The sequence below is a fragment of the Streptomyces sudanensis genome, assembly GCF_023614315.1.
GTDB lineage: Bacteria > Actinomycetota > Actinomycetes > Streptomycetales > Streptomycetaceae > Streptomyces > Streptomyces sudanensis.
The window spans coordinates 602852-629141 of the sequence record NZ_CP095474.1 but is presented as its reverse complement, the minus strand read 5'-3'; the positions used below and the strand labels follow the sequence as shown (position 1 = coordinate 629141).

Genomic DNA, 26290 nt, shown 5'->3' with positions numbered 1-26290 from the left:
TGCGCGGCCGGGGCCTGCGCGGCGGGCGCCTCCGGAGCCGGGGCCGGGTGCGTCACGGCCTCCGCGGCCCCCGCGGCGGCGGGAGCCTGGCCTGCGGGCTTGTCCGCCGAGCCGGAGGCACCCGGCTTGTAGTCGGCGAAGAAGTCCCACCAGGCGCGGTCGACCGAATTCGGGTCCTGGAGGTACTGCTGGTAGATCTCGTCGACGAGCCACTCGTTGGCACCGAAGGCGGCAGCAGGGCTCTGGCCCTGACCGTCTTGGTCGGTCGAGACGCTTGAGTTACTGGGGGACTGAGACGACACGGCGGCAACCGCCCTCTTCCGCTTCACAAGGTGATGGACAGCGGAAATAAAGGCTACGCCTCCACGGGCGGGAGGCGCAGGCGGGGCGTGCCTTCGTCGCGTACATCACATCGAACGGCGGGTTTCGCGGCAAGAGGCGCCGGGAAACATGCGTGATTCGGCCGCGATCGGGTAGCAGTGAGCTGAGCTGCGGCTTCCGCTCCCCGCGCCCCTGGCCGTCCCCTCCCCGGCCCTCGGGCGGGCACGCGCACGCGTGCGCACACCCGCACGGGCCCGGAGCGGTCCCGGTCCGAACCCTATGTCAATTCCGCTGCCGCGGAATCCCCGGAAGGGTGATGAGGATGCGGCAGCCCCGCGCGGATTCGGCCACGCCGATGCGGCCGCCGTGGAGGTCCACGGCCCAGCGCGCGATGGCCAGCCCCAGTCCCGTGCCGCCGTCGCCGCCCGGCCCGTGCGGGGCGGGGGCGCTGCCCCGGTTGAACCGCTCGAAGACCTTGTGCCGTTCGGACTCGGGGATGCCGGGGCCCTCGTCCACGACCTCCATGTGGAGCGACTCCGGGTACGGCCCGCGCCGGGCCCGCACCGTGACGCGGCCGTGCGGCGGCGAGTGCTTCACGGCGTTGTCGACGAGGTTCGCCACGACCTGGTGGAGCCGCTCGACGTCCGCGTAGGCGGTCAGTTCGGGCGGCGACACGTCCAGGTGCAGGTGCACGTCCGTACGCGTGCTGGAGGTCGCCCCGGAGCCGACGGCGCGCTGGGAGGCGGCCAGCCCCGCCTCCTTCAGGACGCCCGACAGGTACGGCCACACCTCGAAACGGCGCGCCCGGAGCGGTACCACGCCGTTGTCCAGCCGCGACAGGTCGAGCAGCGTCTCCACCAGGCGGCCCAGCCGCTCGGTCTGCGCCAGCGCCGTGCGCATGGTCTCCGGGTCGGCGGCCGAGACGCCGTCCACGACGTTCTCCAGGACGGCCCGCAGCGCGGCGATCGGGGTGCGCAGCTCGTGGGAGACGTTGGCGACCAGTTCCTTGCGGTTCCGGTCGACGGCCTCCAGGTCGTCCGCCATGCGGTTGATCGTGGAGGCGAGGTCGCCGAGTTCGTCGCGGCGGTCGGCGCCGCGGACGCGGCGGGTGTAGTCGCCGTGCGAGATGCCCCTGGCGACCCTGTTCATCTCGTCGAGCGGCGCGGTGAGGCCGTGCGCGACGAACTGGGTGAGCAGCAGGGTCGCGATCACCGAGAAGACGGTGATGAACCGCAGCTCGGTCTCCGTCCGCAGGGCGACGAGGAGCAGCCCGGTGGTGATGAAGACGGAGACGACGACGAGGGCGCAGAGCTTCGTCTTGATCGAGACGGTCAGGAGGCGGATCCGGCCGTACGGGCGGCGGTCCGCGCCGCCGCCGGCCGGCCCGCGCTCGCGGCCGGGCCCCGGGACGGCGGGGGACCGGTCGCGAGGGCGGNCCGGCGCNCCCGGCCGGCCGCCCGCGCCGCCGACCGGGGGCGGCCCGCCGTCCGGGTGCCGGACTGCCCCGGGCTCACGACGCCGGGGTCTCCAGGGCGTACCCCACACCGTGCACGGTGCGGATCCGCTCGGCGCCGATCTTCCGGCGCAGCGCCTTGATGTGGCTGTCGACCGTCCGCGTGCCCGACGCGTCGGCCCAGTCCCACACCTCCGCGAGCAGCTGCTCCCGGGAGAGCACCGCGCGCGGGGTGTTGGCCAGGCAGACCAGCAGGTCGAACTCGGTCGGCGTCAGGTGCACGTCGTCGCTCTTGACGCGGACGCGGCGCTGCGCGTGGTCGATCTCCAGTTCGCCCAGGCGCAGGATGCCGCTGCGGGGGGTGGCCGCCGCCAGCGCGGCCCGCTCGACGCGGCGCAGCAGCACGTGGACCCGGGCGACCAGCTCGCGCATCGAGAACGGCTTCGTCACGTAGTCGTCGGCGCCGACGCCCAGCCCGACGAGCATGTCCGTCTCGTCGTCCCGCGCGGTGAGCATCAGGACCGGCACCGGCCGCTGGGCCTGGACACGGCGGCAGACCTCCAGCCCGTCGAAGCCCGGCAGCATGACGTCCAGGATCATCAGGTCCGGCTGCCACGCCTCCGCGGCGTCGACCGCGGCCGGCCCGTCCGACGCGGTCTGCACGAGGAACCCCTCGGCCCGCAGCCGCGCGGAGAGGGCCTCGACGATGGTGGCGTCGTCCTCGACGACCAGGACCCGGCGCTGGGTACCCGGCGTGACCGCGTTGCCGGTGTGGCTGGTGTGTGCGTGCTCCATGCCCCGCCCCTGTCGCGTCCTGCGCGAGCTGTAGATTCCGTGCGTTTCCGTCAACAACATAAAGGCAGCGGCCATCTCGCGGCTACGCGGGGCGAACCCCGAGGTGGACCGCGTCCGGTACGCCCCGGGCAACGGGGACCTCTTCCGTCCGTACCCCGGTGAAACCGGCATTCCGCAAGGACTCCTCGAAACCGGCGGACGGCCGGGCGGACCACACGGCCAGCACGCCGCCGGGGGCGAGGCGGCGTGCGCAGGCCGCCAGGCCGGAGGGCGAGTACAGGCCGTCGTTGTCCTCGGTGACCGTCCAGTCCGGCCCGTTGTCGACGTCGAGGCAGAGCGCGTCGTACGTGTCGGCGACGTCCGGGTCGTGGAGGTACGCGACGAGGTCGGCGTGGACCAGGGCCGTGCGCGGGTCGGCGAGGGCGGGGCCGGAGAGGGCGGAGAGGGGGCCCTCGCGGTGCCAGTCGAGGACGGCCTGCTCGCGCTCCACCACGACGATGCGGCCCCAGGCGGGGTCGGCGGCGGCATGGGCGAGGGAGAAGCCGACGCCCAGCCCGCCGATGAGCACGGACGGGCGGGCGGCGCGGCCCCCGCCCAGGGCGCGGAGGGCGGCGTCGACGAGGAGCCGCTCGGAGCGGCCGTCGGACGTGTCCATCAGGAAGGTGCCGTTGGCGATGATCTCGAAGTGTTCGCCGCGCCGCCGCAGCACGACTTCGCCGTACGGGCCTTCACGCCGGTCGAGTGTCTCGGGCATGCGCTCCACCCTATGCAAGGAGGGCGCGGGGGAGGGGTGTTGGCGGCGTGCGGTCAGCCGCCGGCTTCCGCGGCCGGGCCGCCGTCGCGCACGACCCCGGTCAACGGCCCCTGGTACCGCCAGCCCAGCGACGTGTAGAGGGCGAGGCCGTCGGTGGTGGCGCCCAGGACGCCGGTGGTGGCCCCGGCCCCGGCGGCGGCGCCGTGCAGGAGGCGCATGACCGCGCTGCCCAGGCCGCGCCGCCGGTGCCCCTCGTACGTCTCGATCTGGTCGAACACGGCCGTGCGGCCCGTGGGGGCCACCTGGCCGCGTGCGGCGAGCGAACCGTCCTCGGCGAGGACGCGCACGAAGTGGACGCCCTCGTGGACCTCGTGGTGCGGGGCGTACCCGGCGGGGAGCGCCGGTGCCGGGACGGGGCCCAGGCCGGTGTACATCATGAAGCCCGGGTCGTCGGGGACCGTCCAGCCGGGAGTGATCCAGTCGGCGACCTCCTCGGGTTCGGCGAGGACCTTCAGCCAGGCGTACGGCCGGGTCACGGTCTCGCAGAGCGCGCGGACGGTGGGCCCGTCGGGCTCGGGCAGGACGTGCCGGAGGACGTGGCGGTCCCGGCCCACGTCGATGCGGTACCCCCACGGCTCCTCGACGGGGGGAGGGGCGCCGCGTGAGACGGCCCAGCCCCGGACCCACGCCGCTGTAATATCTGCACTGTCCATGGGGCCATTACACAGCAGGGGGCGGCGCGGCGCCAGGGACCGGCGGGGGCGCCGCCTTCCGCGTACGGGCTCCGGGGACGGCGGGGGCGCCGCGTCTGCCCCGCCACCGGGGCGGCCGGAGCACCGACGGGCTCCGGGGACGGCGGGGGCGCCGCCTTCGCGGTACGGGCTCCGGGGGCCGCGGGCGCGCCGCCTTCCGCGGTACGGGCTCCGGGGCCGGGCGCGAGGTCCCGGCGGCGGGCCGCCGGAGCCGCCTCAGTCCAGCCACATGAGCACGGCGTCGCCGTCGCGGGCCGCGGCGCCGAAGAACGGCACCAGCGCCTCGTAGTAGGCCGTGACGTACTCCAGCGGCTCCCCCCGCTCCCAGACGATCACCGGGTACACCTCCGCCCGCGCCAGGTCCTCGGGTCCGACCCCCTCGACGAGCCGCTCGACGGGGGTGTCCCGCAGCGCCTCGGCGGCGACCCGCACCCGGGCGGGCGTCAGGTAGCGCGGCGGGGTGTAGCCCCAGTCCTCGGCGCCGGGTATCGCGCCCTCCCCGAAGACGACGTCGACGGGGAAGCCGATCCGCGACAGCAGGAAGTCCAGCGCGTGCCACGCCTTGTCGGTGTCCAGGCACCGCGCCTCCGCCCCGCCCGGCCCGCCGCCGAGTTCGGCCTCGACCAGTTCGCCGACCCGCTCCTGCGCCCACTGCGGATCCTCCAGCGCCCGCGCGAACTCCTCGGCGGTCAGCCTCGCGTACTCCCCGATCATGCTCATGGGCGGATCGTAGGAGCCGCCACTGACATCGACGCCGCCGCCCGGGTTCCGGTGGTCGTGACCAGGCCGTCCCGGCGGGCGGGCGGACTGGGGGCGGACCGCCGGNNCGNNGNNTGGNCACGGATGCCCGGGCGCGGGTGCGCCGAGCGGGGCGGGGTGCGGGCGGGCTGTGTCGGCAGTCCGGATTCCGTGCGGATCGGGTCCGCGTTTCTCGCGGAGGACCGCGGCAGGTTCGCGGACGCTGTCGTACGAATGTGAGGCTGCCCCGTATTCGATCTCCGGCATTCGATCTCCGGCATTCGATCTCGGAATTCGGTGTTCGGGTACGGGTGGGAAACGGCCTGGAAGCGTGGCCCCTGCCCGTGCTTGCATGAGCTTCATGGTGTCTGCCGACCGTTTGCTCGCCTTCGCGGCCATGTCGTTCCTGCTGATCGTGATTCCAGGTCCCAGCGTGCTGTTCGTGATCGGGCGGGCGCTGGCGCAGGGGCGCCGTGCCGCGTTGACCACGGTTGCGGGGAACACGGTCGGTGCCTATGTGCTGATCGTCGCCGTGGCCTTCGGGGTCGGGGCGGTGGTGGAACGCTCGGTGCTCGTCTTCACGGCGCTCAAGCTGGTGGGCGCCGCGTACCTGGTGTTCCTCGGCGTCAGGACATGGCGCGAGCGCGGGTCGCTGCAGGCGGTGGTCTCCGGGGCGGGAGCGGCGCAAGGCGGTCTGCGGACGTTCTGGGAGGGATTCGCGGTCGGCGTGACCAATCCCAAGACCCTTGTGTTCTTCGCTGCCGTGTTGCCGCAATTCGTCGATCGCGGTCAGGGGCATGTCGCGGCGCAAATGCTGTTGCTGGGCTTGGTCTTCAGCGCCATCGCCGTGGTGTCCGACATGGTGTGGGGTGTGGCCGCGGCCACCGCCCGGGACTGGTTCGCGCGCTCACCGCGGCGGCTCTCCCTGGTCGGCGGGGTCGGCGGGCTCGCCATGGTCGGGCTCGGTGTCACCGTCGCCGCGACGGGACGCGAGGACTGATCCGCCCCGGCCGATCGGTCGTGTCCGGCTGGCAGGAGGGCGTCTTCGAGCGCGGTCGCCGGCGGTACGAACGACGAGCCTTCTCGTCGCGCGGTGGGGGGCGCGGAAGCCCCCTCCGTCCGCCGGCGTCGTCATGCGCACCGTGTCGGGTCTCGGCGCCGGTCGACCCGGCCGGATGAAGGGCCGGAGCCGCGCGGTGAAACTCCGGACGAAGGAGGGGTCGCAGGACGAAGGGCCCATCTACGGGGTCCTGGTGGCGCCGGAGATCGCTGAGAGCGAACGCGGGTGGGGAACGATGGCGGGCTCCGGAACATTGAGTCGATGTAGCTCAACTTGACTGCCGAAGGGGAGATCATGACTTCGACGTCCGAACCGCTCACCCTGCCCGTGCTGCCGCTCGACGACGAGGTCGTCCTGCCGGGGATGGTGGTGCCGCTGGACCTGTCCGACAACGAGGTGCGCGCCGCCGTCGAGGCCGCCCAGGCGGCCGTGCGGGACGGCAGCGGCAAGCCGCGGGTGCTGCTGGTGCCGCGGGTGGACGGCACGTACGCGGGGATCGGCGTCCTGGGGACGGTCGAACAGGTCGGACGGCTCTCCGACGGCGATCCGGGGGCGCTCATCCGGGGCCGGGCGCGCGTGCGGATCGGGGCCGGGACGACCGGGCCGGGGGCCGCGCTGTGGGTGGAGGGCACCCTGGTGGAAGAGGCCGCGCCCGACCCGCTGCCCGGTGCCGTCGCCGAGCTGGCCAAGGAGTACAAGGCCCTCGCCACCAGCTGGCTGCGCAGGCGCGGCGCCTGGCAGGTCGTCGACCGCGTCCAGCAGATCGACGACGTCTCCGCCCTGGCGGACAACGCCGGGTACTCCCCGTTCCTCACCACCGCCCAGAAGGTCGCCCTGCTGGAGGCCGTCGAGCCCGTCGCCCGGCTGAGGCTCGCCACCGAGCAGCTGCGCGACCACCTGGCCGAGCAGGACGTGGCGGAGTCCATCGCCAAGGACGTCCAGGAGGGCGTCGACCGGCAGCAGCGCGAGTTCCTGCTGCGCCGGCAGCTCGAAGCCGTGCGCAAGGAGCTCCGCGAGCTGAACGGCGAGGACGCCGAGGGCGGCACGGACGACTACCGGGCCCGCGTCGAGGACGCCGACCTGCCGGAGAAGGTCCGCGAGGCCGCCCTGAAGGAGGTCGGCAAGCTGGAGCGCGCCAGCGACCAGTCCCCCGAGGGCTCCTGGATCCGCACCTGGCTGGACACGGTCCTGGAGATGCCGTGGAACGAGCGGACCGAGGACCACTACGACATCCGCGGCGCCAGGGAGGTCCTCGACGCCGAGCACGCCGGACTGGAGGACGTGAAGGAGCGCATCACCGAGTACCTCGCCGTCCGCAAGCGCCGCGCCGACCGGGGCCTCGGCGTCGTCGGCGGGCGCCGCGGCGGGGCCGTGCTCGCGCTGGTGGGGCCGCCCGGCGTGGGCAAGACGAGCCTCGGCGAGTCCGTCGCCCGCGCGATGGGCCGCAGGTTCGTGCGCGTCGCGCTCGGCGGCGTACGGGACGAGGCGGAGATCCGCGGCCACCGGCGGACGTACGTCGGAGCCCTGCCCGGCCGGATCGTCCGCGCCGTCAAGGAGGCCGGCTCCATGAACCCGGTCGTCCTGCTCGACGAGATCGACAAGGTGGGCTCCGACTTCCGGGGCGACCCGGCCGCGGCCCTGCTGGAAGTCCTCGACCCGGCGCAGAACCACACGTTCCGCGACCACTACCTCGAAGTCGAACTCGACCTCAGCGACGTCGTCTTCCTCGCCACGGCGAACGTGCGGGAGGCCATTCCCGAGGCGCTCCTGGACCGCATGGAGGTGGTCAGGCTCGACGGCTACACCGAGGACGAGAAGATCGTCATCGCCCGCGGGCACCTGCTCCCACGCCAGCTGGAGCGCGCCGGGCTCGACCGGGACGAGGTGGCGGTCGAGGAGGCCGCGCTGCGCCGGCTGGCCGGCGAGTACACCCGCGAGGCCGGCGTGCGGGACCTGGAGCGGTCCGTCGCCCGCCTCCTGCGGAAGATCGCCGCCCGGGCCGAACTGGGCGACCGGGAGCTGCCGTTCACCGTCCGCGAGGACGACCTGCGCGACCTCCTCGGGAGGCCGCACCACGTGCCCGAGTCCGCCCAGGACCCGGCCGAGCGCCGCACGTCCGTCCCCGGCGTCGCGACCGGCCTGGCCGTCACCGGCGCGGGCGGCGACGTGCTGTTCGTCGAGGCGTCCCTCGCCGACGCGGAGACCGGCGCCGCGGGGCTCACCCTCACCGGGCAGCTCGGCGACGTGATGAAGGAGTCCGCGCAGATCGCGCTCTCCTTCCTCCGCTCCCACGGCGCGGAACTCGAACTGCCCGTCACCGGGCTCAAGGACCGGGGCGTCCACATCCACTTCCCCGCCGGGGCGGTGCCGAAGGACGGGCCGAGCGCCGGTGTCACCATGACGACCGCGCTTGCCTCCCTGCTCAGCGGCCGGCTGGTACGGACGGACGTGGCCATGACCGGCGAGGTGTCGCTGACCGGCCGCGTGCTGCCGATCGGCGGCGTCAAGCAGAAGCTGCTCGCCGCCCACCGGGCCGGTATCACCACGGTCGTCATCCCGAAGCGGAACGAACCCGACCTCGACGACGTGCCCGCCGAGGTGCTCGACAAGCTGGAGGTCCACACGGTGACGGACGTCCGCCAGGTCCTGGACATCGCCCTGACCCCCGCGACCACCGGCGCCGGGGCGGACCGGGGAAGCGACGAGGCGGCTCCGGCCCCCGCTGCCGCCTGATCCCCCGCGGCCCGGTCCGGGCGGGTTCCGCGGGCCGGGGGCGGTGATCCGGNGGCGGGCCGCCCCCGGCGTGCGGGCAGCGCGACGGGGNCGGGGCGCGGGGCGCGGCCGGCTCCGCCACGGCGGTGGGGAGCCGGCCGGGTCGGGCCCGGTCCTCCACCGCCGGCCGGGCCGGTGCTCCCGGCGTACGGCGGTGGCCCGCACGGCGTACGGCGGTGGCCCGCAGGGCGTACGGGCCAGCCCGCACGGCGTATGGCGGTGGCCTCGGCCGCCGGTGCGCGGACGCCTCCTCGGCCCGTCGACGGGCGGGTGCCGCCGGTGGGCGGGTGCCGCACCGGCGGCGGGACGCCTCGGGAAGCCGCCGCGCTCCCGGGTTTCGCCGTGACCCGCCGCGACCCGCCGTGCTCCCGGGTTTCGCCGTGACCCGCCGCGACCCGCCGTGCTCCCGGATTCCACCGCGGCGCGCCGCGACCCGCCGTGCTCCCGGATTCCGCCGCGGCGCGCCGCGAGACGTCTCCGGCCGCCCCGCCGACCTGCGCCGACTCCCGCTCCCTGCGGAATACTTGCCCTGCCACGGGACACACCGGGGCAGGGCGGCCGGGACGCGAGGGGTACGGGCATGCGGGAGAGCGGTGGGGACGGCGGGCCGGTGTACGGCGAGCCGGATCCGGACGGCGGCTGCGGCGGACCGGCCCCGGACGGCGACTCAGGCGGGCGGAACGCGGACGGCGGCGCGGACCGGGCGTACCTCGCCCTCGAACGCGAACTCGCCGTGTTCCTGCGGCGGGCCCGCGCCTCCTCCGGCGAGATGGCCCGGGAGGTCCACCCGGACCTCGAACCGGCCGCGTACGGACTGCTCGTCAGGCTCGACGAGGCGGGCGGCCGGCGGGCCACCGAACTCGCCGCGTACTTCGGCGTGGGCAAGGCCACGATGAGCCGTCAGCTGAAGGCCCTGGAGGAACTGGGCCTCATCGTCCGCGAACCGGACCCGGCGGACGGCCGCGCCTCGCTCGTGCGGCTCACCGAGGAGGGCCGGGACCGCTTCCGCCGTGTCCGCGACGCCCGTCGCGCCCGGTACGTGCGCAAGCTCGCCGACTGGGACCGCGCGGAGGTGGCGGAACTGGCCCGGCTGCTCCACCAGCTCAACACCCGCGCCGAGGGCCGGGACCCCGCGGGCCCGTGACCCGCCGGGCCCCCACCTCCTCCGGCCCCNCNGNCACCNCACNCNGCCCGCGCCTCCGGTCCGTGCCCTCGCCCGTGTCCGGCCCTGCCCGTGCCTGCGCCTCCGGCCCCGCCCGTGCCCGCGTTCCCGCCCCGGTCCTGCCCGCGCCCGGTCCGGTCCGCGTTCCATCCCCTTCCCCGGCCCGGTTCCCGGCCTCCGCCCGGGGCGCCCGGCCCGTACCGGCGGGGGCTCACAGCTCGGCGTAGACCGCCGTCGCGTCGTCGTGGCGCTTGCGGAGGCGCTTCCCGCCGGTCCCCGCGTCCCGCGCCTCCAGCGCCCGGACCCGGTCCAGGAGGCCCCGCGGACCCTCCCGGCGCAGGACGCCCACGCAGTCCCCCCAGTCGCCCTCGCCGAACAGCTCCACCCACCGCGCCGCCCCGTCCGACAGGGCGGCCACCGCCCGCACCTCGGACCGGGGCGTCACCCCGGTCACCGCCCGCGTCGCCACCGCCGGGTCCGCGGCCGCCGTGAAGAAGCCGCCCTCGGCGTTGCGCAGCCGGTCCGTCGCCGCGTGGGAGCGCAGCACCTCGGGCGGGACGAGGTCCAGCCGGCCGTCCCGCACCACGCGGACTCCGCCCCCGGGGGACTCCAGCAGCACCACCGCGTCGGACAGCACCAGGTGCTCCACGGTCTCCGCGTCCCAACGCGCCAGGGCCACCGTCGCCTGAGGAGTTCGCACGTGAGAAAGGTCACACGCGGGGGAGTGGGAGTCCGCGGTGCGCCGGATTGCCTCCGCCAGGATCTCGGCCAGGGTCAGGTCCGGCCGTGAAGCGGACAGTTCGGTCAGCGCACCCCCGAGGCGCGCCGTGAACCAGGGGACCGGGTGCGTGCAGCCCACGTCCGCGGACGGCGGCGTCACCCCGTCCAGGACCACCAGGACGCCGCCCCGGCCGGACACCGGGGCCGCCGCGGCCACCCAGTCCTCATTGGGGTGTTCGGGGTCGCCGGGAAGGGAGGCGGTCTCCGTGCGCATGCGTACCAGTCTGCCCGCCCCCGCTCCGGCGCGCGGACCCCGAGGGGGTCCGTACCGGCAGGTCAGCGGCGCGGGCCGGGCGCGTGCCGGAGACGCTCCCGGCGTGCTCCGGGACGTGCGGGCGGGCATATTGCCAAAGCCCGCGCGGAAGGTCCAACCCGGCGCGCCCCGTGCGCCCCACGCGGACGGGCCCCGAAGTTGTTAGCCAACTCCGGAGTGTTGTTCACTCGTTCGGGTGGCGGAGTGGCCGAGGGGTGCTCGCTGCCCAAAAGGGCTGGAATGGTCGGAAGCCGTACCAGGGGTGGGAGCGCTCTCCATGTGTGACCAGCCGTCACCTCTGCTTCATGGGCGAACGAGTTCAAGAATGTGAGCACCGGTGCAGAAGCGCAGTGAGACTCCCGGCGATCCCCACGTTCCGGGCGGCCGCCGCGTACGGGTACGGAACCGCCTCATGACCGGTGTCGCCCTGGTCGGCGTCACCGTCATCGGCGCCGGGGCGCCCGGCGTCCTCGCCACCTCCGCGGACCTGAAGGAGTCGCAGAACCTCGTCACCCTCGCCGAGCTGAACCGGCAGGCGGTCACCCTCGCCCACTCCCTCGCCGACGAGCGCGACGAGATCACCGCCCACATCGCCGCCGGCCGCGGCAAGGCGGCGGAGGGCGGCGCGGACGGCTCCGGGGCGGGCGCGGGCCGCGCGAAGCCCGGCACCCACAGCGCCCGCGTGGACCGCCAGATCGAGGAGATCCGGGCCGCCGCCCCCGACGACGTGCGCCGCGCCCTCGCCGACGTGCCCTCCCTCCGCCGCACCGCCCTCGCCGGCGACGGCACCGCGACGGCCGCCCACCGCGCGTACACCGAGGTCATCGACAAGCTGCGGGCCCTCGCCGCCCGGCTCGCCGACCGCACTCCCGCGCGCGCGGCCGGCGGCCCCGGCCGCGCCCCCGCCGAACTCGGCCTGGCCGTCGAACAGGCCTCCGCCACCCGCGGGTTCCTCCTCGCCGCGCTCGCCGTGCCCGAACCGGGTGGTACCGGACGCACGGTGTACGACCCGGTCAGCGGCGGCTACGTCACCGAGGAGGACCCCGGCGCCGAGGCCGCCGCGCGGGTCCGCGACGAGCTGAGCGCCGCCGCCCACCGGGCCCGCGTGCGCGAGCAGGTCTCCCTCGCGGACTTCGAGGGCGCCGCCGACGCCGCCACCCGCGAGTCGCTCGCCGCCACCGTCACCGGCCCCGAGGTCAAGGCCGCCGAGGCCTACCTGGGCAAGCTCGCCGACGGCCCCCAGCTGACCCGTGCGGAGCGGAGGACCGACCCCGAGCGGCTCTCCGACGCGCTCACCGCCCGGATCGAGCAGATGCGCGGCGTCGAGTCGGCCCTCGCCACCCGCCAGGTCGAGCGCATGGAGCGGCTCCGCGACGACGACGTCACCGCCCTGGAGCTGCGGATCGCGCTGCTCGGCGGATGCCTGCTCGTCGCGATCGGCGTCTCCACGGCCGTCGCCCGCACGCTCACCCGCCCGCTCGCCGTGCTGCGCCTCGGCGCCGCCCGGGTCGCCGAGGCGCCGGAGAGCGAGGAGCCGATCCGCTTCACCGGCCGCAACGACGAGTTCGCCCAGGTCGTCCGGTCCCTCAACACCCTGCACGGCAAGCTCCTGGAGCTCGGCTCCCGCGCCGCGCGGGACGGGGAGCGGGAGGCCGCCGCGGAGCTGGCCGCCCGCCACGCCGAACTGCGCGCGGAGACCGAGCGGCTGACCGCCGAGCTGGAGCGGCAGCGGCACGGCGCCCACCACACGTTCGTCAACCTGTCCCTGCGCACGCTCGGCCTCGTCGAGCGGCAGCTCACCGTCATCGAGAAGCTGGAGGAGCGCGAGCAGGACCCGGAGCAGCTCTCCACGCTGTTCAAGCTGGACCACATGGCCACGGTCATGCGCCGCCACAGCGAGAACCTGCTGATCCTCGCCGGCCACGAGCACGCCCACGCCCACCAGGGGCCGGTCCCGCTGGTCGACGTGCTGCGCGCGGCGGTCAGCGAGATCGAGCGGTACGAGCGGGTCGCCATCCAGTCCCTGCCGCAGCGCGCGTACGTGGCCGGGTTCGCCGCCGACGACATCAGCCACCTGCTGGCCGAGCTGCTGGAGAACGCCACCTCGTTCTCGCCGCCGGAGGCGCGGGTCCGGCTCTCCGGCTGGTCGTCCGACGGCGGCGGCGTGACGCTGTCCGTACGGGACGAGGGCATCGGCATCCCCCCGGCCCGCCTCGCGGACCTCAACGCCCGCCTCGCGGACCCGGAGCTCGCCGCCGAGGGCGAGGGCCTCGGCCTGCGGGTGGCCGCCCTGCTGGCGGCGCGGCACGGCGTACGGGTCGAGCTGCGGGCCGAGCAGGACGGCGGGGTGACGGCCCTCGTCGTTCTCCCGCAGGGGCTGCTGCCGGACGCGCCGGCGGAGGTCCCCCCGGCGATGGCCCTGGCGGAGGGGATGCCGGCGGTGTCCCTCCCGGGGGCGGCGGAGGCCGATTCCACCGCGCTTCTGGAGGGCGGGGAGGCGGGGACGGCCCCGGAGACCGCCGGGCCGGCCGCGCGGCGGGCCGGAACCGGTACCGGTTCCGGGCAGGAGGCCGCCGCCGGGGCGGGCCCCGAGCCCGCGGCCCCCGAATCGGGGAAGCCCGTGCCCGGGAAGGCCGACCCCGAAGGCGCCCCCACCGAGGACACCGGCTCCGAGGACGCCGCGCCCGGACGCACCGGCGCGAAAGGCGTCCGGCGGGAGGCGGAGGACGGCCCGGCGGACCCGCCCGCCGGACACACCGGACCGGCCGGTGCGGACGAGCCCCCCGCCACCACCACCGGACCGTCGGCCGCCACGGAGGCGGACGCGGAGCCCGGCCTGGAGCCCGACACGGACGGCCCCGCCGTCCACGAGGCCACCCTCCAGGTGCGGCTGCCCGCGCCGGACGGGGCGCAGGAGCACCAGCGGACCGCGGACGAGGGCGCCGGGCCGGAATGGGGCGCGGGGGGCGGTGCCGGACCGGAAAGGGTCACGGACAAGGGCCTGCCGAAGCGGACGCCCCGGATCGTCGGCACCGGGACCCCCCGCGCCGAGCGGACCGGCGGAGTCAACGCCGAGGAGCTGCGCCGCCGGCTCGGCGGCTTCCACCGGGGCGCCAAGGAGGGACGGCGCGACGCCGAAGCGGAGATTACGGGGGCGGAAGAAGCGGTACCGGGAACGGGGAACACAGTCGAGGAGGCACACAGGTGAGTGCGACGACCCGCACCGGCGCCCGGGGATTGAGCAGCCAGGCGCGCAACCTGCGCTGGCTGCTGGGCAATCTGGTGGAGGAGGTGCCCGGCGTCCGGTCGGTCGCCGTGGTCTCGTCGGACGGTCTGCTCCTGCTCTCGTCCGATCCCGAGACGGCGGACGCCGGTCCCGGGGCGGACGGGGACCCCGGAGCGGCCGGGACGGACGCCGGGACGGACGCGGACGCCGGGACGGACCCCGGCGCCGGCCGACCGGACCGGCCGCGCGGGCCGCGCGGCTCCAGCGCCGACCTCGCCACCATCGTCTCCGGCATCGCCAGCCTCACCGTGGGCGCCGCCGACCTCATGGACGGCGGGGCCGTCAAGCAGACGATGGTCGCCATGGAGGAGGGCAGCGTCTTCGTCATGTCGATCAGCGACGGCTCGCTTCTCGGCGTGTACGCCGCGCCCGACTGCGACATGAGCGTCGTCGCGTACCACATGGCCCTCTTCGTGGGCCGCGCCGGACACGTGCTCACCCCCGAGCTCCGCAGTGAACTGCGCAAGACGATGGAGGGCGATCGATGACGGCACTGTCCGCCAAGCTGCCCGTGCGCGGCGAGGGCTACCGCCCCGCCCGCGTCCGCCCGTACTCGCTGACCGGCGGGCGGACCAGTTTCGGACACGTCCTGCTCGTCGAGACGTTCGTGGCCGCGCTGGAGGCGCCCGAGGCGCGCTCCGCCAGGCCCGTCGGGCGGCTCATGCCGGAGATGCGGGCCATCGTCCAGGTGTGCCGCCGGATGCGGACGGTCGCCGAGATATCCGCGCTGCTGCGGATACCGCTGGGGGTCGTCCGGGTGCTGATCAGCGACCTGGCCGACCAGGGAAAGCTCCGTGTGTACGGGACCGGGCACGGCTCCGGCCAGCCCGACCGCGCACTGCTGGAAAGGGTGCTGAGTGGACTTCGCCGTCTCTGACCTGCCGGACGAGGAGGCGCCCGCGCCCTGGCAGCTCGATCCGGAGCGGGCGCCGATCGCGACGAAGGTCGTCGTCGCGGGCGGTTTCGGCGTCGGCAAGACCACGTTCGTCGGGTCGGTCTCCGAGATCACCCCGCTGCGCACCGAGGCCCTGATGACCCAGGCCAGCGCGGACACCGACGACCTCTCCGCGACCCCCGACAAGCTCACCACCACCGTGGCGATGGACTTCGGACGGGTCACCCTCGACGACGACCTCGTGCTGTACCTCTTCGGCACGCCCGGCCAGCAGCGCTTCTGGTTCATGTGGGACGACCTGGTGCGGGGCGCGATCGGCGCCGTCGTCATGGCCGACACCCGCAGGCTCACCGACTGCTTCGCCGCGCTCGACTACTTCGACAGCTGCGGCCTGCCGTACGTGGTGGCCGTCAACCACTTCGAGGGCACCAGGCGCTACGAGGTCGAGGACGTGCGCGACGCGCTGACCGTCCCGGAGGACGTACCGATCGTGATCATGGACGCGCGGAAACGTTCCACTGTCGTCGAGTCGCTGCTCGCCCTCGTCGTACGGGCCCTGGAGAAGACCCCCGTCTAGCGGCCCCGGCCGCCCCCGCTCACCGCGCCGGCCACGGCGCCGCAAGGAAAGAAGCCCCCTCGATGCGGAAGATACTCATCGTCGGAGCCGGCCAGTCCGGCCTCCAGCTCGCCCTCGGTCTCCAGGCGCAGGGGTACGAGGTCACCCTGATGTCGAACCGGACGGCCGACGAGATCCGCCACGGGCGCGTCATGTCCACCCAGTGCATGTTCCACACGGCGCTCCAGCACGAGCGGGACCTCGGCCTGAACTTCTGGGAGTCCCAGGCCCCCCGCATCGAGGGCCTGGGCATCTCGGTCGCCGGGCCCGAGGGCACCCGCGCCGTCGACTGGATGGGCCGGCTCGACGGCTACGCCCAGTCCGTCGACCAGCGCGTGAAGATGGCCGGCTGGATGGAGGCGTTCGCCGAGCGGGGCGGCCGGCTCGTCATCCACGGCGCGACCGTCTCCGACCTGGACTACTTCTCCCGCGCCTACGACCTGGTCCTCGTCGCCGCCGGCAAGGGCGAACTGGTGTCGATGTTCGAACGGGACGCCTCCCGCTCCCCGTTCACCGAGCCGCAGCGGGCGCTCGCCGTGGCGTACGTCCGCGGCCTCGGCCCGCGCCCCGAGCACCCCGACCACGACGCGGTCCGCTGCAACCTCGTGCCCGGCGTCGGCGAGCTGTTCGTGATGCCCACCCTCACCACCGGAGGCCGCGCCGACATCCTCTTCTGGGAGGGCGTCCCCGGCGGCCCGCTCGACGTCTTCCAGGGCGTCAAGGACCCCGCCGAGCACCTGGCGCTGACCCTGGCGCTGATGGAGCGCTTCACCCCCTGGGAGCACGCCCGCGCCACCCGGGTCGAGCTGACCGACGCGGGCGGCACCCTCGCCGGCCGGTACGCGCCGACCGTCCGCAAGCCCGTCGGGCGCCTCCCCGGCGGCGGCCTGGTCCTGGGCGTCGCGGACGTCGTCGTCGCCAACGACCCCATCACCGGGCAGGGCTCCAACTCCGCCGCCAAGTGCGCCGCCAGCTACCTCGCGTCGATCGTCGGCCACGGCGACCGGCCGTTCGACGAGGCGTGGATGCAGGCCGCCTTCGACCGCTACTGGGAGACCGCCCGGCACGTCACCAAGTGGACCAACGCGATGCTGGGCGTCCCGCCGGAGCACGTGCTCCGGCTGATCGGCGCGGGCGAGAAGCTCCCCGCGGTCGCCCACCGCTTCGCGAACGGCTTCGACGACCCGGCCGACTTCGAGAACTTCCTGTACGAGCCGGAGAAGACCGACGCCTTCCTGGAGGCCGCCGCCTCGGCGTGACCCTCACGCCCCGCCGCCCCCGAGGTCCGGCGGGACGTACGCCGCCAGGGGCGGGGCCCCGGCGTCGGGCCGGACGGCGCCCAGCACCGGGTGCGCGGCGAGCGGCGACACGGCCACGGCGGCGCCGGGCCGGGGCACGTGCACGACCCGGCCGCCGCCCACGTACAGCGCCACGTGGGCGGCGTCCGGGAAGTACACGACCAGGTCGCCGGGGCGCAGCGATCCCGTCGGCACCTTCGGGAGCGTCCGCCACTGCTCCCCGCTGGTGGGCGGCAGCGTCCGGCCCGCCGCCGCCCAGGCCCGCGCGGTCAGCCCCGAGTCGCCGGGGGTCCCGGGGGGCGCCGCGTAGGGCTTGCCGACCAGGCCGGCCGCGTACGCGACGGCCTCGGCCCCCTCCGCGGAGGGCGCCCCCTCCGCGTCCGGGGCCCCGGTGCCCGGCGGGGCGGACGGGGTCCGGGCCGCCGCGTCGCGCTCCAGCGCGGCCAGCTCCGCGAGCCGGTCCGGCCCCAGGCCCGCCAGGGCCTCCTCCACCTCCCGCAGCTTCGCCAGCGCGCCGTCACGGGCCCGCTGCCGCGCGGCGGCCGCCGCCCGCTCGCGGTCCAGCGCCCGGCGCGCCGCCGCCGCGGCCGCGCTCGCCCGCCTCTCGGCGCCCTCCAGCCGGTTCACCGCCGCCGCCCGCTCCCGGGCCAGGCGCCGCACCAGCAGGGCCTCGTCCATGGCGTGGTCCAGGGCGCGGTCCGGGTTCCGGGCGAACAGCAGCCGCAGCGCCGGGGACGGGTCGTCGCGGCCCCGGTACTGCGCCCGGGCCAGCCGCCCGGCCGCGTCCCGGGCCTCCGCCAGCGCGTCGCGGGCACGCGCCAGCTCCCCGCCGAGCCGCCGCGCCGCCGCGGCCCGCACGGCCAGGTCGCCCCCCGCGGTCCGGTACGTCTCGCCGGTCGCCTCGGCCTCCCGGTAGAGCCGCTGGAGGCGCACCAGCAGTTCGGACACGGACTCGCCCTCGGCACCCGCCGGCGGCGCGGGCACGCCGAGCACCAGTGACGAGGCGAGCGCGAGCACGGCCGCGCCCCTGCGGAACGTCATGCCACCACCTCCGGTCGACGGAAGGATGATGGGTCGTCAGACGATGGGAGGAAACGACGAATGGGCCGATCGGCCCCCGGCGGTCACCGTGCCGGGGGAGCGGGCCCCGGAGCCGCCTCCCCGAGGGAACCCCGGTTCCGGCCCGCGGAAATCCCGGTTCCGGCCCGGGAAGACCCCGGTGCCGGATCTCCTTCGCCCCTGGCGCGGGTGCCCGCGCCGGACCGCTGCGGACCCCGGTGCCGGCTCCCGCCCCGCCTTTAACTTCCTCCCGGGCGGCTACGCGGGCGGCCGGGCGGGCCGGTCCGCCGACCCGCGCCCCNCCCCCNGCCCCGACCAGGGCCACCTCGGGACGCGCCGCTCGCGCCCGGCGGGCTCGTACACGTACCTCCAGCCGCGCTGGAGCCCGAGCCGCCTGGTGTACCCGGCGGGCACGCGGCGGTACGCGTACACGGTGGGGCGCCCCCCGTCCTCGGCGGGGACGGGGACCTCGTACCACTTCGGCGGGTGCCCCGTCGGCCCGGTCGGCACCGGCAGGACGCGGCCGTCCAGGGGGCCGCCGGAGAAGGGGGTGTTCTCGGTTCGCACCCCGCCAGTCTCACAGCAGGGGCGCGGCCCCGCCCACGCGGTGCCGCCGGCTCCGGGTGCCGCGTGCGGGTGGCGCCGCCCTGCCCCCGACGTGACGTGCAGGTCAGGGGTCCGGGAGGATGGGACCCGCCCCTGGAGGGCGCCCCCAGCCGATCCGAAGGAGCCCGCCCGTGTCGACGCTCGACCTGTACGCCCACGACCCGGGATCCACCGGCTGGCAGGTGCCCGCCTCGGGGGCCGCCCGCTTCTCCTGGGAGTACGACGAGGGGCGCGACCGGCTCCTCGCCCTCTACCAGAAGGGCAAGGACAAGCAGTGGGACGGCGCCCGCCGCATCGACTGGGACCTGGAGGTCGACCCGTACGACCCCCTCGGCACCCGCGACGAGGCGATGACGGTCCACGGCACCCGCCACTGGGCGAAGATGACGGAGAAGGACCGGGGCGAACTGCGCCGCCACTACGCCGCCTGGCAGTTCAGCCAGTTCCTCCACGGCGAGCAGGGCGCCATGATCTGCGCGGCCCGCATCATCGAGTCCGCCCCCGACATGGACGCCAAGTTCTACTCCGCCACGCAGGTGATGGACGAGGCCCGGCACGCCGAGATCTACGGCCGCTTCCTCCACGAGAAGATCGGGATGCTCTACCCGATCAACGACAGCCTCCGTTCGCTGCTCGACGACACCCTGCGCGACTCCCGCTGGGACATGCCGTACCTCGGCATGCAGGTCCTCATCGAGGGCCTGGCCCTCGCGGCCTTCGGCATGATCCGCGACACGACGGACAAGCCGCTGCCCAAGCAGATCCTCTCGTACGTCATGCAGGACGAGGCCCGGCACGTGGCGTTCGGCCGGATGGCGCTGCGCGACCACTACCGGCAGCTCACCGACGCCGAACTGCGCGAGCGCGAGGAGTTCGTCATCGAGGGCTGCTACCTGATGCGCGACCGGCTGCAGGGCGTCGAGGTGCTGGAGAACTTCGGCATCCCGAAGAAGGACGCCGCGGAGATGTCGGAGCGCTCGGAGTTCCTGCGGATCTTCCGGAAGCTGCTGTTCAGCCGGATCGTGCCGTGCGTCAAGGACATCGGCCTGTGGGGCGAGCGGCTGCAGAAGGCCTACCTCGACATGGGCGTCCTCGACCTGGGCGACTCCGACCTCGACCTGCTGATGGCCCAGGACGAGGAGGTCGCCGAACGCCTCGACGCGGAACGGTTCGCCGCCGAGGAGGCGGCGCGCGTCGCGGAGGTCGCCGAGGCGATCGCCGAGGGCGCGGCCGAGGACTGAGCGGGGAACCGGCCCGGGGGACGGGCTTCCCGGGGCGCGTCACCCGTTCAGATGATGAACCGGCATATGCCCCTCGGTAGGCTGACCGTGTCGACAGACTTCGCCGCATGGGAGCGACCACGGGCGCCGCACGCGAGTACGGGCTGGACGAGCAGTACGAGTGGCCGCGACCGCCGGCCGGCGGCTGGACGGCGGACGACCTGGACCGACTCCCGAACCTTCCTCCGCACACGGAGCTGATCGACGGGAGCCTCGTTCCCCCGAGCCCGCGGACGCGGTTTCACGCCAGTGCCATGCGCCTCCTGGAGGTCGAGTCGCTGGCTCAGGCGCCGGACCACGTGGAGCCCCTCCGGGAGATGACCGTCCGGCTCGACCGGCACAACCGGCTGGAGCCGGACGTCCTGGTGGTGTCGGTCGAGGCGGACACCGGCCCCCGGCAGACCTGGTTCCAGCCCGAGGACGTCGTCCTCGCGGTCGAGGTCGTCTCCGACGATTCCGTCGTACGGGACCGTGACGTCAAGCCCCGTAAGTACGCGGCGGCGGGGGTGCCGCACTTCTGGCGGGTCGAGTCGGACGGGGGTCTGCCGGTCGTCTACATCTATGAACTGGACCCCGCGGGCGGGACGTACGCCCTCACCGGGATCCACCGCGAGCAGCTCAAGACCGCCGTCCCCTTCGCCCTCGACATCGACCTCACCGCCGTGGGCCGCCGCCCTCCGGGCCTGCGCCGCTAGCCGTCCCGTCCCAGTTCGAGCGCCGCCTCCATCACGGCGCGGGCGATCGGGGCCGCGCTGCCGCCGCCGCTGATCTCCTCGCGCCGCGCCTCCGCGTCCTCCACGACCACCGCCACCGCGACGGCCGGCCTCGCCGCGTCCGCCGCGCGGGCCCAGCCGATGAACCACGCGTACGGCATGCCCCGGTTGCCGACGCCGTGCTGGGCGGTGCCCGTCTTGCCGCCGACCACCGCGTCCTCGATGCGCGCCCTGCTGCCCGAGCCCCCCTCGACCGCGTCGACCATCATCTCCCGCAGCAGCCGCGCCGTCGGCGGGCTCATCGCCCGGGCGTACGTGCGCCGCGGCGTCCGCTCCACCAGGCCGCCGGTCGCCGTGGTCGTCGACTCGACCAGGTGGGGGCGGGCCAGTTCGCCGTCGTTGGCGACCGCCGCCGCGACCATCGCCATCTGCAGCGGCGTCGCCCTCGTGTCGTACTGGCCGATCGCGGACAGCGCCAGCCGGTCCGGGGACATGTCCGTGTCGAAGTGGGAGCGCGCCACGCGCGAGGGGACGCGCAGGTCCGGGTCGCCGAAGCCGAAGGCCCGTGCCGTCCGGAGCATCCGCGGCAGGCCGACCTCCACGCCGAGCCGCGCCAGCACCGTGTTGCACGACCAGCGCAGCGCGTACGCCAGGGAGGCGTCCTCGCAGCCGTTCGCCTCGTTCGGCAGCAGCGTGCGCGTGCCGGGCAGCCGGTAGGGGTCGGGGGTGCCGCTGGGCGCGTGCACGTCCTCGACCACGCCCGCGTCCAGCGCCGCCGCCGCGGTCACGATCTTGAAGGTGGAGCCGGGCGGGTACGTCTCCTGCAGCGCCCGGTTCAGCATCGGCCGGCCCGGCGCGGTGTTGAGCCGCGCCCACGCCGTCGCGACCTCGCTGCCCGTGCCGGACAGCACGCCCGGGTCGTACGACGGGCTGGACACCAGGGCCAGGATCCGGCCGCTGGACGGTTCCAGGGCGACGACCGCGCCCCGCCGCCCCGCCAGGCCCCGGTACGCGACCCGCTGGAGGGCGGCCCGGAGGGTCGTGGAGACGTGGCCGGGGGAGCGGCGGCCGGGGCCGGTCCACGGCAGGCGCGCACTGGTCCCGGACAGGACGGCGTCCTCGGCCTCCTCCACCAGCGTCGTGCCGTACGTCTGCGAGACGTGGCCGGTGACCGGCGCGTACAGGGGGCCGTCGGTGTACGTGCGCTCGTACCGCAGCAGTTCGCCGGTGTCCTGCGAGCCGGTGACCGGGCGGCCCTCGACGAGGATGTCGCCGCGCGGCTCGGCGTACCGGGACAGCGCGGCGCGGCGGTTGGCCGGGTTGGCGTCGAGCCGGTCCGCCTGGAGGACCTGGACGCGCGCCGTGTTGACCAGCAGGGCCGCGAGGAGGACCAGGCACAGGACCGCGGCGCGACGGATGTGCTTCGTCACCGGACGCCCTCCCGCACGGGCGGCGCGGGCACGGCGGCCACGGGCTCGGGGGAGGGGACGGGGCCGGGGTCGGAACCGCCGGAATCGGGGGCGGGCGCGCGGGCGGAGTCGCTCAGGCGCACCAGCAGCGCCAGCGCGATCCAGTTGGTGACGACCGAGGAGCCGCCCTGCGCGAGGAACGGCATCGCCATCCCGGTCAGCGGGATCAGCCCCGTCACCCCGCCCGCGACGACGAAGACCTGGAGCGCCAGGAGCGACGCCAGCCCGGTCGCCAGCAGCCGGCCGAACGGGTCGCGCAGCGCGAGCCCCGACTGGTAGCCGCGCGCCACGAGCAGCCCGTACAGCAGGAACAGCGCGGTCAGGCCGACGTAGCCCAGCTCCTCGCCCGCCGTGGCGAGGATGAAGTCCGACTTGGCGGCGAAGCCGATGAGCGCCGAGTGGCCGAGCCCCAGGCCCGTGCCGAACATCCCGCCCGCCGCGAACGCGAACAGCGACTGCGCCAGCTGGCTCGGCCCCCGGCCCGCCTCGATCGACGCGAACGGGTGCAGCCAGTCCTCCACCCTGCTGTGGACGTGCGGTTCGAGCGCTCCCACCGCGAAGGCGCCGATGGAGGCGAGCAGCAGCCCGGCCGCGACCCAGCCGGCCCGCCCCGTCGCCGCGTACAGCAGGATCACGAACAGGCCGAGGAAGAGCAGCGACGTGCCGAGGTCCCGCTCCAGGACCAGCACGCCCACGCAGGCCAGCCACACCCCGGCGACCGGCCCCAGCACCCGCCCGGACGGCAGCCGCATCCGCCACAGGGTGCGGCCCGCCCGCGTGAGCGCGGTGCGGTTCGCGGCCAGGTACGCGGCGAAGAACACCGCGAGCATGATCTTGGCGAGTTCGCCCGGCTGGAAGGACAGCCCGCCGACCCGGATCCAGATGCGCGCCCCGTTCACGGCGGGGAAGAAGACCGGCACCGTCAGCAGGACGAGCGCGACGGCCACCGAGGGGTACGCGTACCGCCGGAGCAGCCGGTGGTCGCGCAGGCACACCACCACCACCGCGAACAGCGCCACGCCGAGCGCCGACCACACGAACTGCGCGGGCGCCGCCGGGGCGGCGGGGGTCTCCAGGTCGAGGCGGTGGATGAGGACGAGGCCGACGCCGTTCAGCAGGACCGCCACGGGCAGCAGCAGCGGATCGGCGTGCGGGGCGCCGAACCGCACCGCCAGGTGGCCCGTGAGCGCCAGCAGGCCGAGGCCGGCCCCGTACCGCGCGGCGTCGTGCGGCACGGCGCCGCTGTGGGCGAGGCCCACGCCGGCGTAGCCGTACACCGAGCACAGCACGGCGCAGCACAGCAGCGAGAACTCCACGCCGCGCCGTCCGGGAAGGCGCACCCGAGGCGGTGGGGACTCCGTCGTCGCTGTGGTCATGTCCCGCAACGTAGCAAGACACGGGTGATATGTCCCTTATTTCATACTGCGCCACGCCGCCGTGGGAGGAGGCACCGGCCTTCGCCGCGGGGTCCGTTGCTCCGAGGGCGTGAAGCGGGACCCGGCACGGCCCTCCGGCGCGCCCGGGACCGGCCCCGGGGGGACGGCGACCGGCCCGCTCCGCCTCACTCCGCCGGGCCGCCCAGCGCGCGGCGGCACAGGGACAGCAACCGCTCGTCCTCGTGGACGTCGCGGTCCCCGGCCACCCCGGCCGACGCGTTGTGACGCCGGGCGCAGGCGAGTTCGGCGCGCAGCAGCGGCGCGGCCTCCGGCCCCAGCCGGTCGGCCGGACCCAGTTCGGCCAGGCACTCGGCGATCTCCGGGCGCGCGTGCCGGTTCTCCCGCCACGCCGCCAGCAGCACCGGAAGCGCCTCCCCGGCGTCCCCGGTCACCCGGCACAGCGCCACCCCCGCGTCGACGCGCAGCCAGACGTCCGGCGAGGCCAGGCACGCCCGCAGCTCCGGCGCGACCGCCCGGGCCGATCCGCCGAACGCGCCGACCGCGCGCGCCGCCGACCGCCGCCCGTGCGCGTCCGGCGCCCGCAGCAGCGCCCGCAGCCGCGGCAGGACCGTCCCGGCGTCGCCCTCCACCGCCCACAGCGCCCGCGCCGCCGCCGTCACCGTCCCGGCGGACGCGTCGTCCAGCAGGCCCCGCGCGTCCGCCGCCGCCTCCCGCGCGGCCGGACCGAACGCCGCGACCGCCCGCAGCGCCGACTTCAGCGCCCACTCGCGGCGGAACGCCGGCGCCCCCCGCAGCACCCGCAGCACCTCCGGCAGCGCCTCCACCGCCCGCAGCCCCGCCAGTGCCAGCAGCAGCGGCCCCGACCGCTCGCCCAGCGCGTCGTCGAGCGGCAGCGCGCCCAGCCTGCGGCGCAGCAGCGGCACCAGCGGGCCGCCCGCCTCCGCCAGGTGCGGGATCGCGTACAGCAGCCTGCCGTCCGGTTCCGGCTGCTCCAGCGCCCGGGCCAGCGCCTCCACCGCCCGCGCGTCCCCCGCCCGGGTCAGCGCCAGCAGCGCGCCGACCGCGCCGGCCCGGCCGCCCGCCCGCTCGGGGAGCCACGGCGCCGGGTCCACCGCCACCCGCGCGGCCAGGTCGTCGGCGGCGGGCGCCGCCAGCGAGAACAGGCCCTCCAGCCAGCTCGCCGCCGCCGCCCGCAGGCGCGGCTCCGGGCCGTGGAGCTGCGCCCCCACGAGCCGCACCACCCCCTCGTACGCGCCGCGCCAGGTGCGGACCAGGCCGCCGCACATCCACACCGCGTCGGTCCGCTGGGTGCTGTCGGGACTGCGCAACTGGGCGGTGACCAGGGCGATGCGGTCGTCGACCCGGTCGTCGAGGGCGCCGTGCAGCGTGCGGAGCAGGTCGTCCGTCCACGCCGTACCGCATTCCGGCCGCTGCTCCCCGGGCGGCTCCCGCACCTGGCCGACGAGCGTCGGGGCGGTGTGCCGCGGCTCGGCCGGCTCCACCGGTGGCACGGGGTGCACGGAGCCCACCGCGGCGGGCGTCTCCCACATGCCGGGCCCGTTCCAGGAGTTGGCCGAATTCCGCGGGGTCGCAGCGCCGTTGGACGTCCCGAGGGCCGTACCGCCGCCCGCCCCCGTCCTCGCGCAGGGGCCGCCGCCGGGTGTGCGGGGCCCGTACCGGCGCAGCTCCGCCAGCAGCCGGGTCACGGTCGGCACGACGTCGTGCGGCAGCCGTCCCGGCGCGCACCGGGCGAGCTGGGCCAGCGCCGCCAGCCGCAGCGCGGGGTCCTGGGCGGCGCCGGACAGCCAGGACAGCCAGCCCGCGGTCTCCTCGCGCAGCGACTCGTACCGCAGGGCGATCCTGCCGACCGCCTCGACCAGCGCGAGCCGCACCTCCGTGTCGCACTCGACGGTGAGCCGCTCCCGCAGCAGGTCCAGTACGCGCACCGGGTCGTCGTGCAGGGAGGCCAGCGCGCCGGGGACGGCGAGCCGCACCTCCCGGTCCTCGTCGCCGACCAGCGCCAGGAACACGTCCGCGCCGGCCGCCACGGCCGCCGCGGCCATGGCGTAGTTGGCGGCGCCCTCGAACTCCTCGCACTCCGGGTCGAGTTCCTGCAACTCGTCGTCGCCGGACAGGTCGATGCCGCCGATGCTGGCGAGCAACTCCACGACGCAGCCGCGGTCCTGGAGGTCCGGTCGGGCCACGAGCTCCAGCAGGAACGGGATGCACGCCAGCGTCGAGTCGTAGACCTCGCCCTGGTGGTGCACCGTGCCGTACATGCCGTCCAGCGCCCACTCGCGCTCCGCCGGGTCGTCGGACGCCAGGCCGCGCAGCAGCGCGGGCACGTCGTCGGCCGGACCGTAGGCATGACCCAGCGAGGCCCAGTCGACCTCGTCGATCCCCGTGAACATGCCTTCCCTCCCCGTGGACCCTGCGCTTGGGGGCAATAGTGCACCACACCGCAGGCGGCGACGCCCCGGCAATCGGACACGCCCCGGCCACGTTCCCGCGGCCCGCGCACGGTGTTTCCCACCCGGCCACCGCACGCTCGGCCCCGCGCCACGAGGGGCCGGCCATCGGGGCGCCGGGGCGGGCACCCGCATCGCCCCCGTACGGCCTCCGGGTGCCCCCGCGCCGTCCGGCGCGAGCCGTGCGGGACGGCCGCTGACCCCGCCCGCCGAGCCGCGGGGACGGCCGGTCCCGCCCGCCGCGGACAGGTGCGTCCGCTCCTGCACCCCGTGCCACTTCCGCACCCCGCGCGAACCCGCCCGACCGGCTGCGAACCCGCCCCGGAGGGAACCGGTTCCNNCCACCNCCGGACNNACCCGACC

22 protein-coding genes are annotated in these 26290 nt (G+C 75.6%); 10 read left to right on the top strand and 12 right to left on the bottom strand.

Annotated features, from left to right (window positions below):
- From MW084_RS02695 to MW084_RS02670, 6 genes are all read right to left on the bottom strand, one after another.
- Positions 1–302 (bottom strand): 2-oxoglutarate dehydrogenase E1 subunit family protein (locus MW084_RS02695; RefSeq protein ID WP_275563452.1); only part of this gene is annotated, 302 nt, incomplete at its 3' end.
- Positions 303–603: 301 nt separating this feature from the next.
- Entirely contained in the window at positions 604–1665 is a 1062-nt protein-coding gene (locus MW084_RS02690) for a HAMP domain-containing sensor histidine kinase (protein ID WP_029553292.1), read from the bottom strand.
- Positions 1666–1831: 166 nt separating this feature from the next.
- Positions 1832–2569, bottom strand: a complete 738-nt coding sequence (locus MW084_RS02685) for a response regulator transcription factor (protein ID WP_010468599.1) — start codon at positions 2567–2569, stop codon at positions 1832–1834.
- An 82-nt stretch (positions 2570–2651) separates the two neighbouring features.
- The gene (locus tag MW084_RS02680) at positions 2652–3323 is read right to left on the bottom strand and encodes a spermidine synthase family protein (RefSeq protein ID WP_010468600.1); all 672 of its coding nucleotides are present in this window, start codon (positions 3321–3323) and stop codon (positions 2652–2654) included.
- Between the two features lie 53 nt (positions 3324–3376).
- Positions 3377–4036 carry a GNAT family N-acetyltransferase gene (locus tag MW084_RS02675; protein WP_029553293.1) on the bottom strand — a complete coding sequence of 220 codons (660 nt, stop codon included), beginning with the start codon at positions 4034–4036 and terminating at the stop codon, positions 3377–3379.
- 255 nt (positions 4037–4291) lie between these two features.
- Positions 4292–4795, bottom strand: coding sequence for a YfbM family protein (locus tag MW084_RS02670; RefSeq protein ID WP_010468602.1), 504 nt, complete (start codon positions 4793–4795; stop codon positions 4292–4294).
- 379 nt (positions 4796–5174) lie between these two features.
- Here MW084_RS02670 and MW084_RS02665 point away from each other — a divergent pair, with 379 nt between their 5' ends.
- From MW084_RS02665 to MW084_RS02655, 3 genes are all read left to right on the top strand, one after another.
- Positions 5175–5813: a LysE family translocator gene (locus tag MW084_RS02665; RefSeq protein WP_039828765.1), complete on the top strand. Its 639-nt coding sequence runs from the start codon at positions 5175–5177 to the stop codon at positions 5811–5813.
- 354 nt (positions 5814–6167) lie between these two features.
- The gene (lon, locus tag MW084_RS02660; RefSeq protein ID WP_010468604.1) at positions 6168–8606 is read left to right on the top strand and encodes an endopeptidase La; all 2439 of its coding nucleotides are present in this window, start codon (positions 6168–6170) and stop codon (positions 8604–8606) included.
- A 619-nt stretch (positions 8607–9225) separates the two neighbouring features.
- On the top strand, positions 9226–9789 hold the full coding sequence (locus MW084_RS02655) for a MarR family winged helix-turn-helix transcriptional regulator (protein ID WP_010468605.1): 564 nt from the start codon (positions 9226–9228) through the stop codon (positions 9787–9789).
- A gap of 229 nt (positions 9790–10018) precedes the next feature.
- Here the strand turns inward: MW084_RS02655 and MW084_RS02650 are convergent, their stop codons facing one another.
- The gene (locus MW084_RS02650; RefSeq protein WP_010468608.1) at positions 10019–10801 is read right to left on the bottom strand and encodes a hypothetical protein; all 783 of its coding nucleotides are present in this window, start codon (positions 10799–10801) and stop codon (positions 10019–10021) included.
- Between the two features lie 451 nt (positions 10802–11252).
- Between MW084_RS02650 and MW084_RS02645 the strand changes: the two genes are divergently transcribed.
- The 5 genes from MW084_RS02645 (at position 11253) to MW084_RS02625 (ending at position 16896) form a co-directional block, all read left to right on the top strand.
- A complete protein-coding gene (locus tag MW084_RS02645; protein ID WP_010468610.1) occupies positions 11253–14048 on the top strand; it encodes a nitrate- and nitrite sensing domain-containing protein in 2796 nt (931 codons plus the stop codon).
- Positions 14045–14614: a roadblock/LC7 domain-containing protein gene (locus MW084_RS02640; protein WP_010468612.1), complete on the top strand. Its 570-nt coding sequence runs from the start codon at positions 14045–14047 to the stop codon at positions 14612–14614. Before MW084_RS02645 ends, MW084_RS02640 begins: the two co-directional genes overlap by 4 nt.
- A complete protein-coding gene (locus MW084_RS02635; protein ID WP_010468614.1) occupies positions 14611–15003 on the top strand; it encodes a DUF742 domain-containing protein in 393 nt (130 codons plus the stop codon). The genes MW084_RS02640 and MW084_RS02635 overlap by 4 nt, the downstream gene beginning before the upstream one ends.
- Complete coding sequence (locus MW084_RS02630; RefSeq protein ID WP_010468616.1) at positions 14984–15598, top strand: GTP-binding protein; 615 nt, start codon at positions 14984–14986, stop codon at positions 15596–15598. Before MW084_RS02635 ends, MW084_RS02630 begins: the two co-directional genes overlap by 20 nt.
- A 62-nt stretch (positions 15599–15660) precedes the next feature.
- On the top strand, positions 15661–16896 hold the full coding sequence (locus MW084_RS02625) for a styrene monooxygenase/indole monooxygenase family protein (RefSeq protein WP_010468618.1): 1236 nt from the start codon (positions 15661–15663) through the stop codon (positions 16894–16896).
- A 3-nt stretch (positions 16897–16899) separates the two neighbouring features.
- Here MW084_RS02625 and MW084_RS02620 read toward each other — a convergent pair whose 3' ends face one another.
- Positions 16900–17976 (bottom strand): C40 family peptidase, encoded by a 1077-nt coding sequence (locus MW084_RS02620; RefSeq protein ID WP_010468620.1) that lies wholly within the window; start codon positions 17974–17976, stop codon positions 16900–16902.
- A 326-nt stretch (positions 17977–18302) separates the two neighbouring features.
- A partial coding sequence (locus MW084_RS02615) for a hypothetical protein (RefSeq protein WP_275563450.1) occupies positions 18303–18561 on the bottom strand: 259 nt, incomplete at its 3' end.
- 170 nt (positions 18562–18731) lie between these two features.
- Between MW084_RS02615 and MW084_RS02610 the strand changes: the two genes are divergently transcribed.
- The gene (locus tag MW084_RS02610; protein WP_010468624.1) at positions 18732–19841 is read left to right on the top strand and encodes a ferritin-like domain-containing protein; all 1110 of its coding nucleotides are present in this window, start codon (positions 18732–18734) and stop codon (positions 19839–19841) included.
- A gap of 107 nt (positions 19842–19948) precedes the next feature.
- Positions 19949–20575 carry a Uma2 family endonuclease gene (locus MW084_RS02605; protein ID WP_010468626.1) on the top strand — a complete coding sequence of 209 codons (627 nt, stop codon included), beginning with the start codon at positions 19949–19951 and terminating at the stop codon, positions 20573–20575.
- On the opposite strand, the gene MW084_RS02600 is transcribed toward MW084_RS02605, so the two are convergent.
- The 3 genes from MW084_RS02600 to MW084_RS02590 form a co-directional block, all read right to left on the bottom strand.
- Complete coding sequence (locus MW084_RS02600) at positions 20572–22023, bottom strand: penicillin-binding transpeptidase domain-containing protein (RefSeq protein WP_010468628.1); 1452 nt, start codon at positions 22021–22023, stop codon at positions 20572–20574. The two genes, MW084_RS02605 and MW084_RS02600, sit on opposite strands and share 4 nt — an antisense overlap.
- Positions 22020–23438 carry an FtsW/RodA/SpoVE family cell cycle protein gene (locus tag MW084_RS02595; RefSeq protein ID WP_050986716.1) on the bottom strand — a complete coding sequence of 473 codons (1419 nt, stop codon included), beginning with the start codon at positions 23436–23438 and terminating at the stop codon, positions 22020–22022. Before MW084_RS02595 ends, MW084_RS02600 begins: the two co-directional genes overlap by 4 nt.
- A gap of 185 nt (positions 23439–23623) precedes the next feature.
- Positions 23624–25870 carry a PBS lyase gene (locus MW084_RS02590; RefSeq protein WP_010468633.1) on the bottom strand — a complete coding sequence of 749 codons (2247 nt, stop codon included), beginning with the start codon at positions 25868–25870 and terminating at the stop codon, positions 23624–23626.
- Positions 25871–26290: the final 420 nt, after the last annotated feature.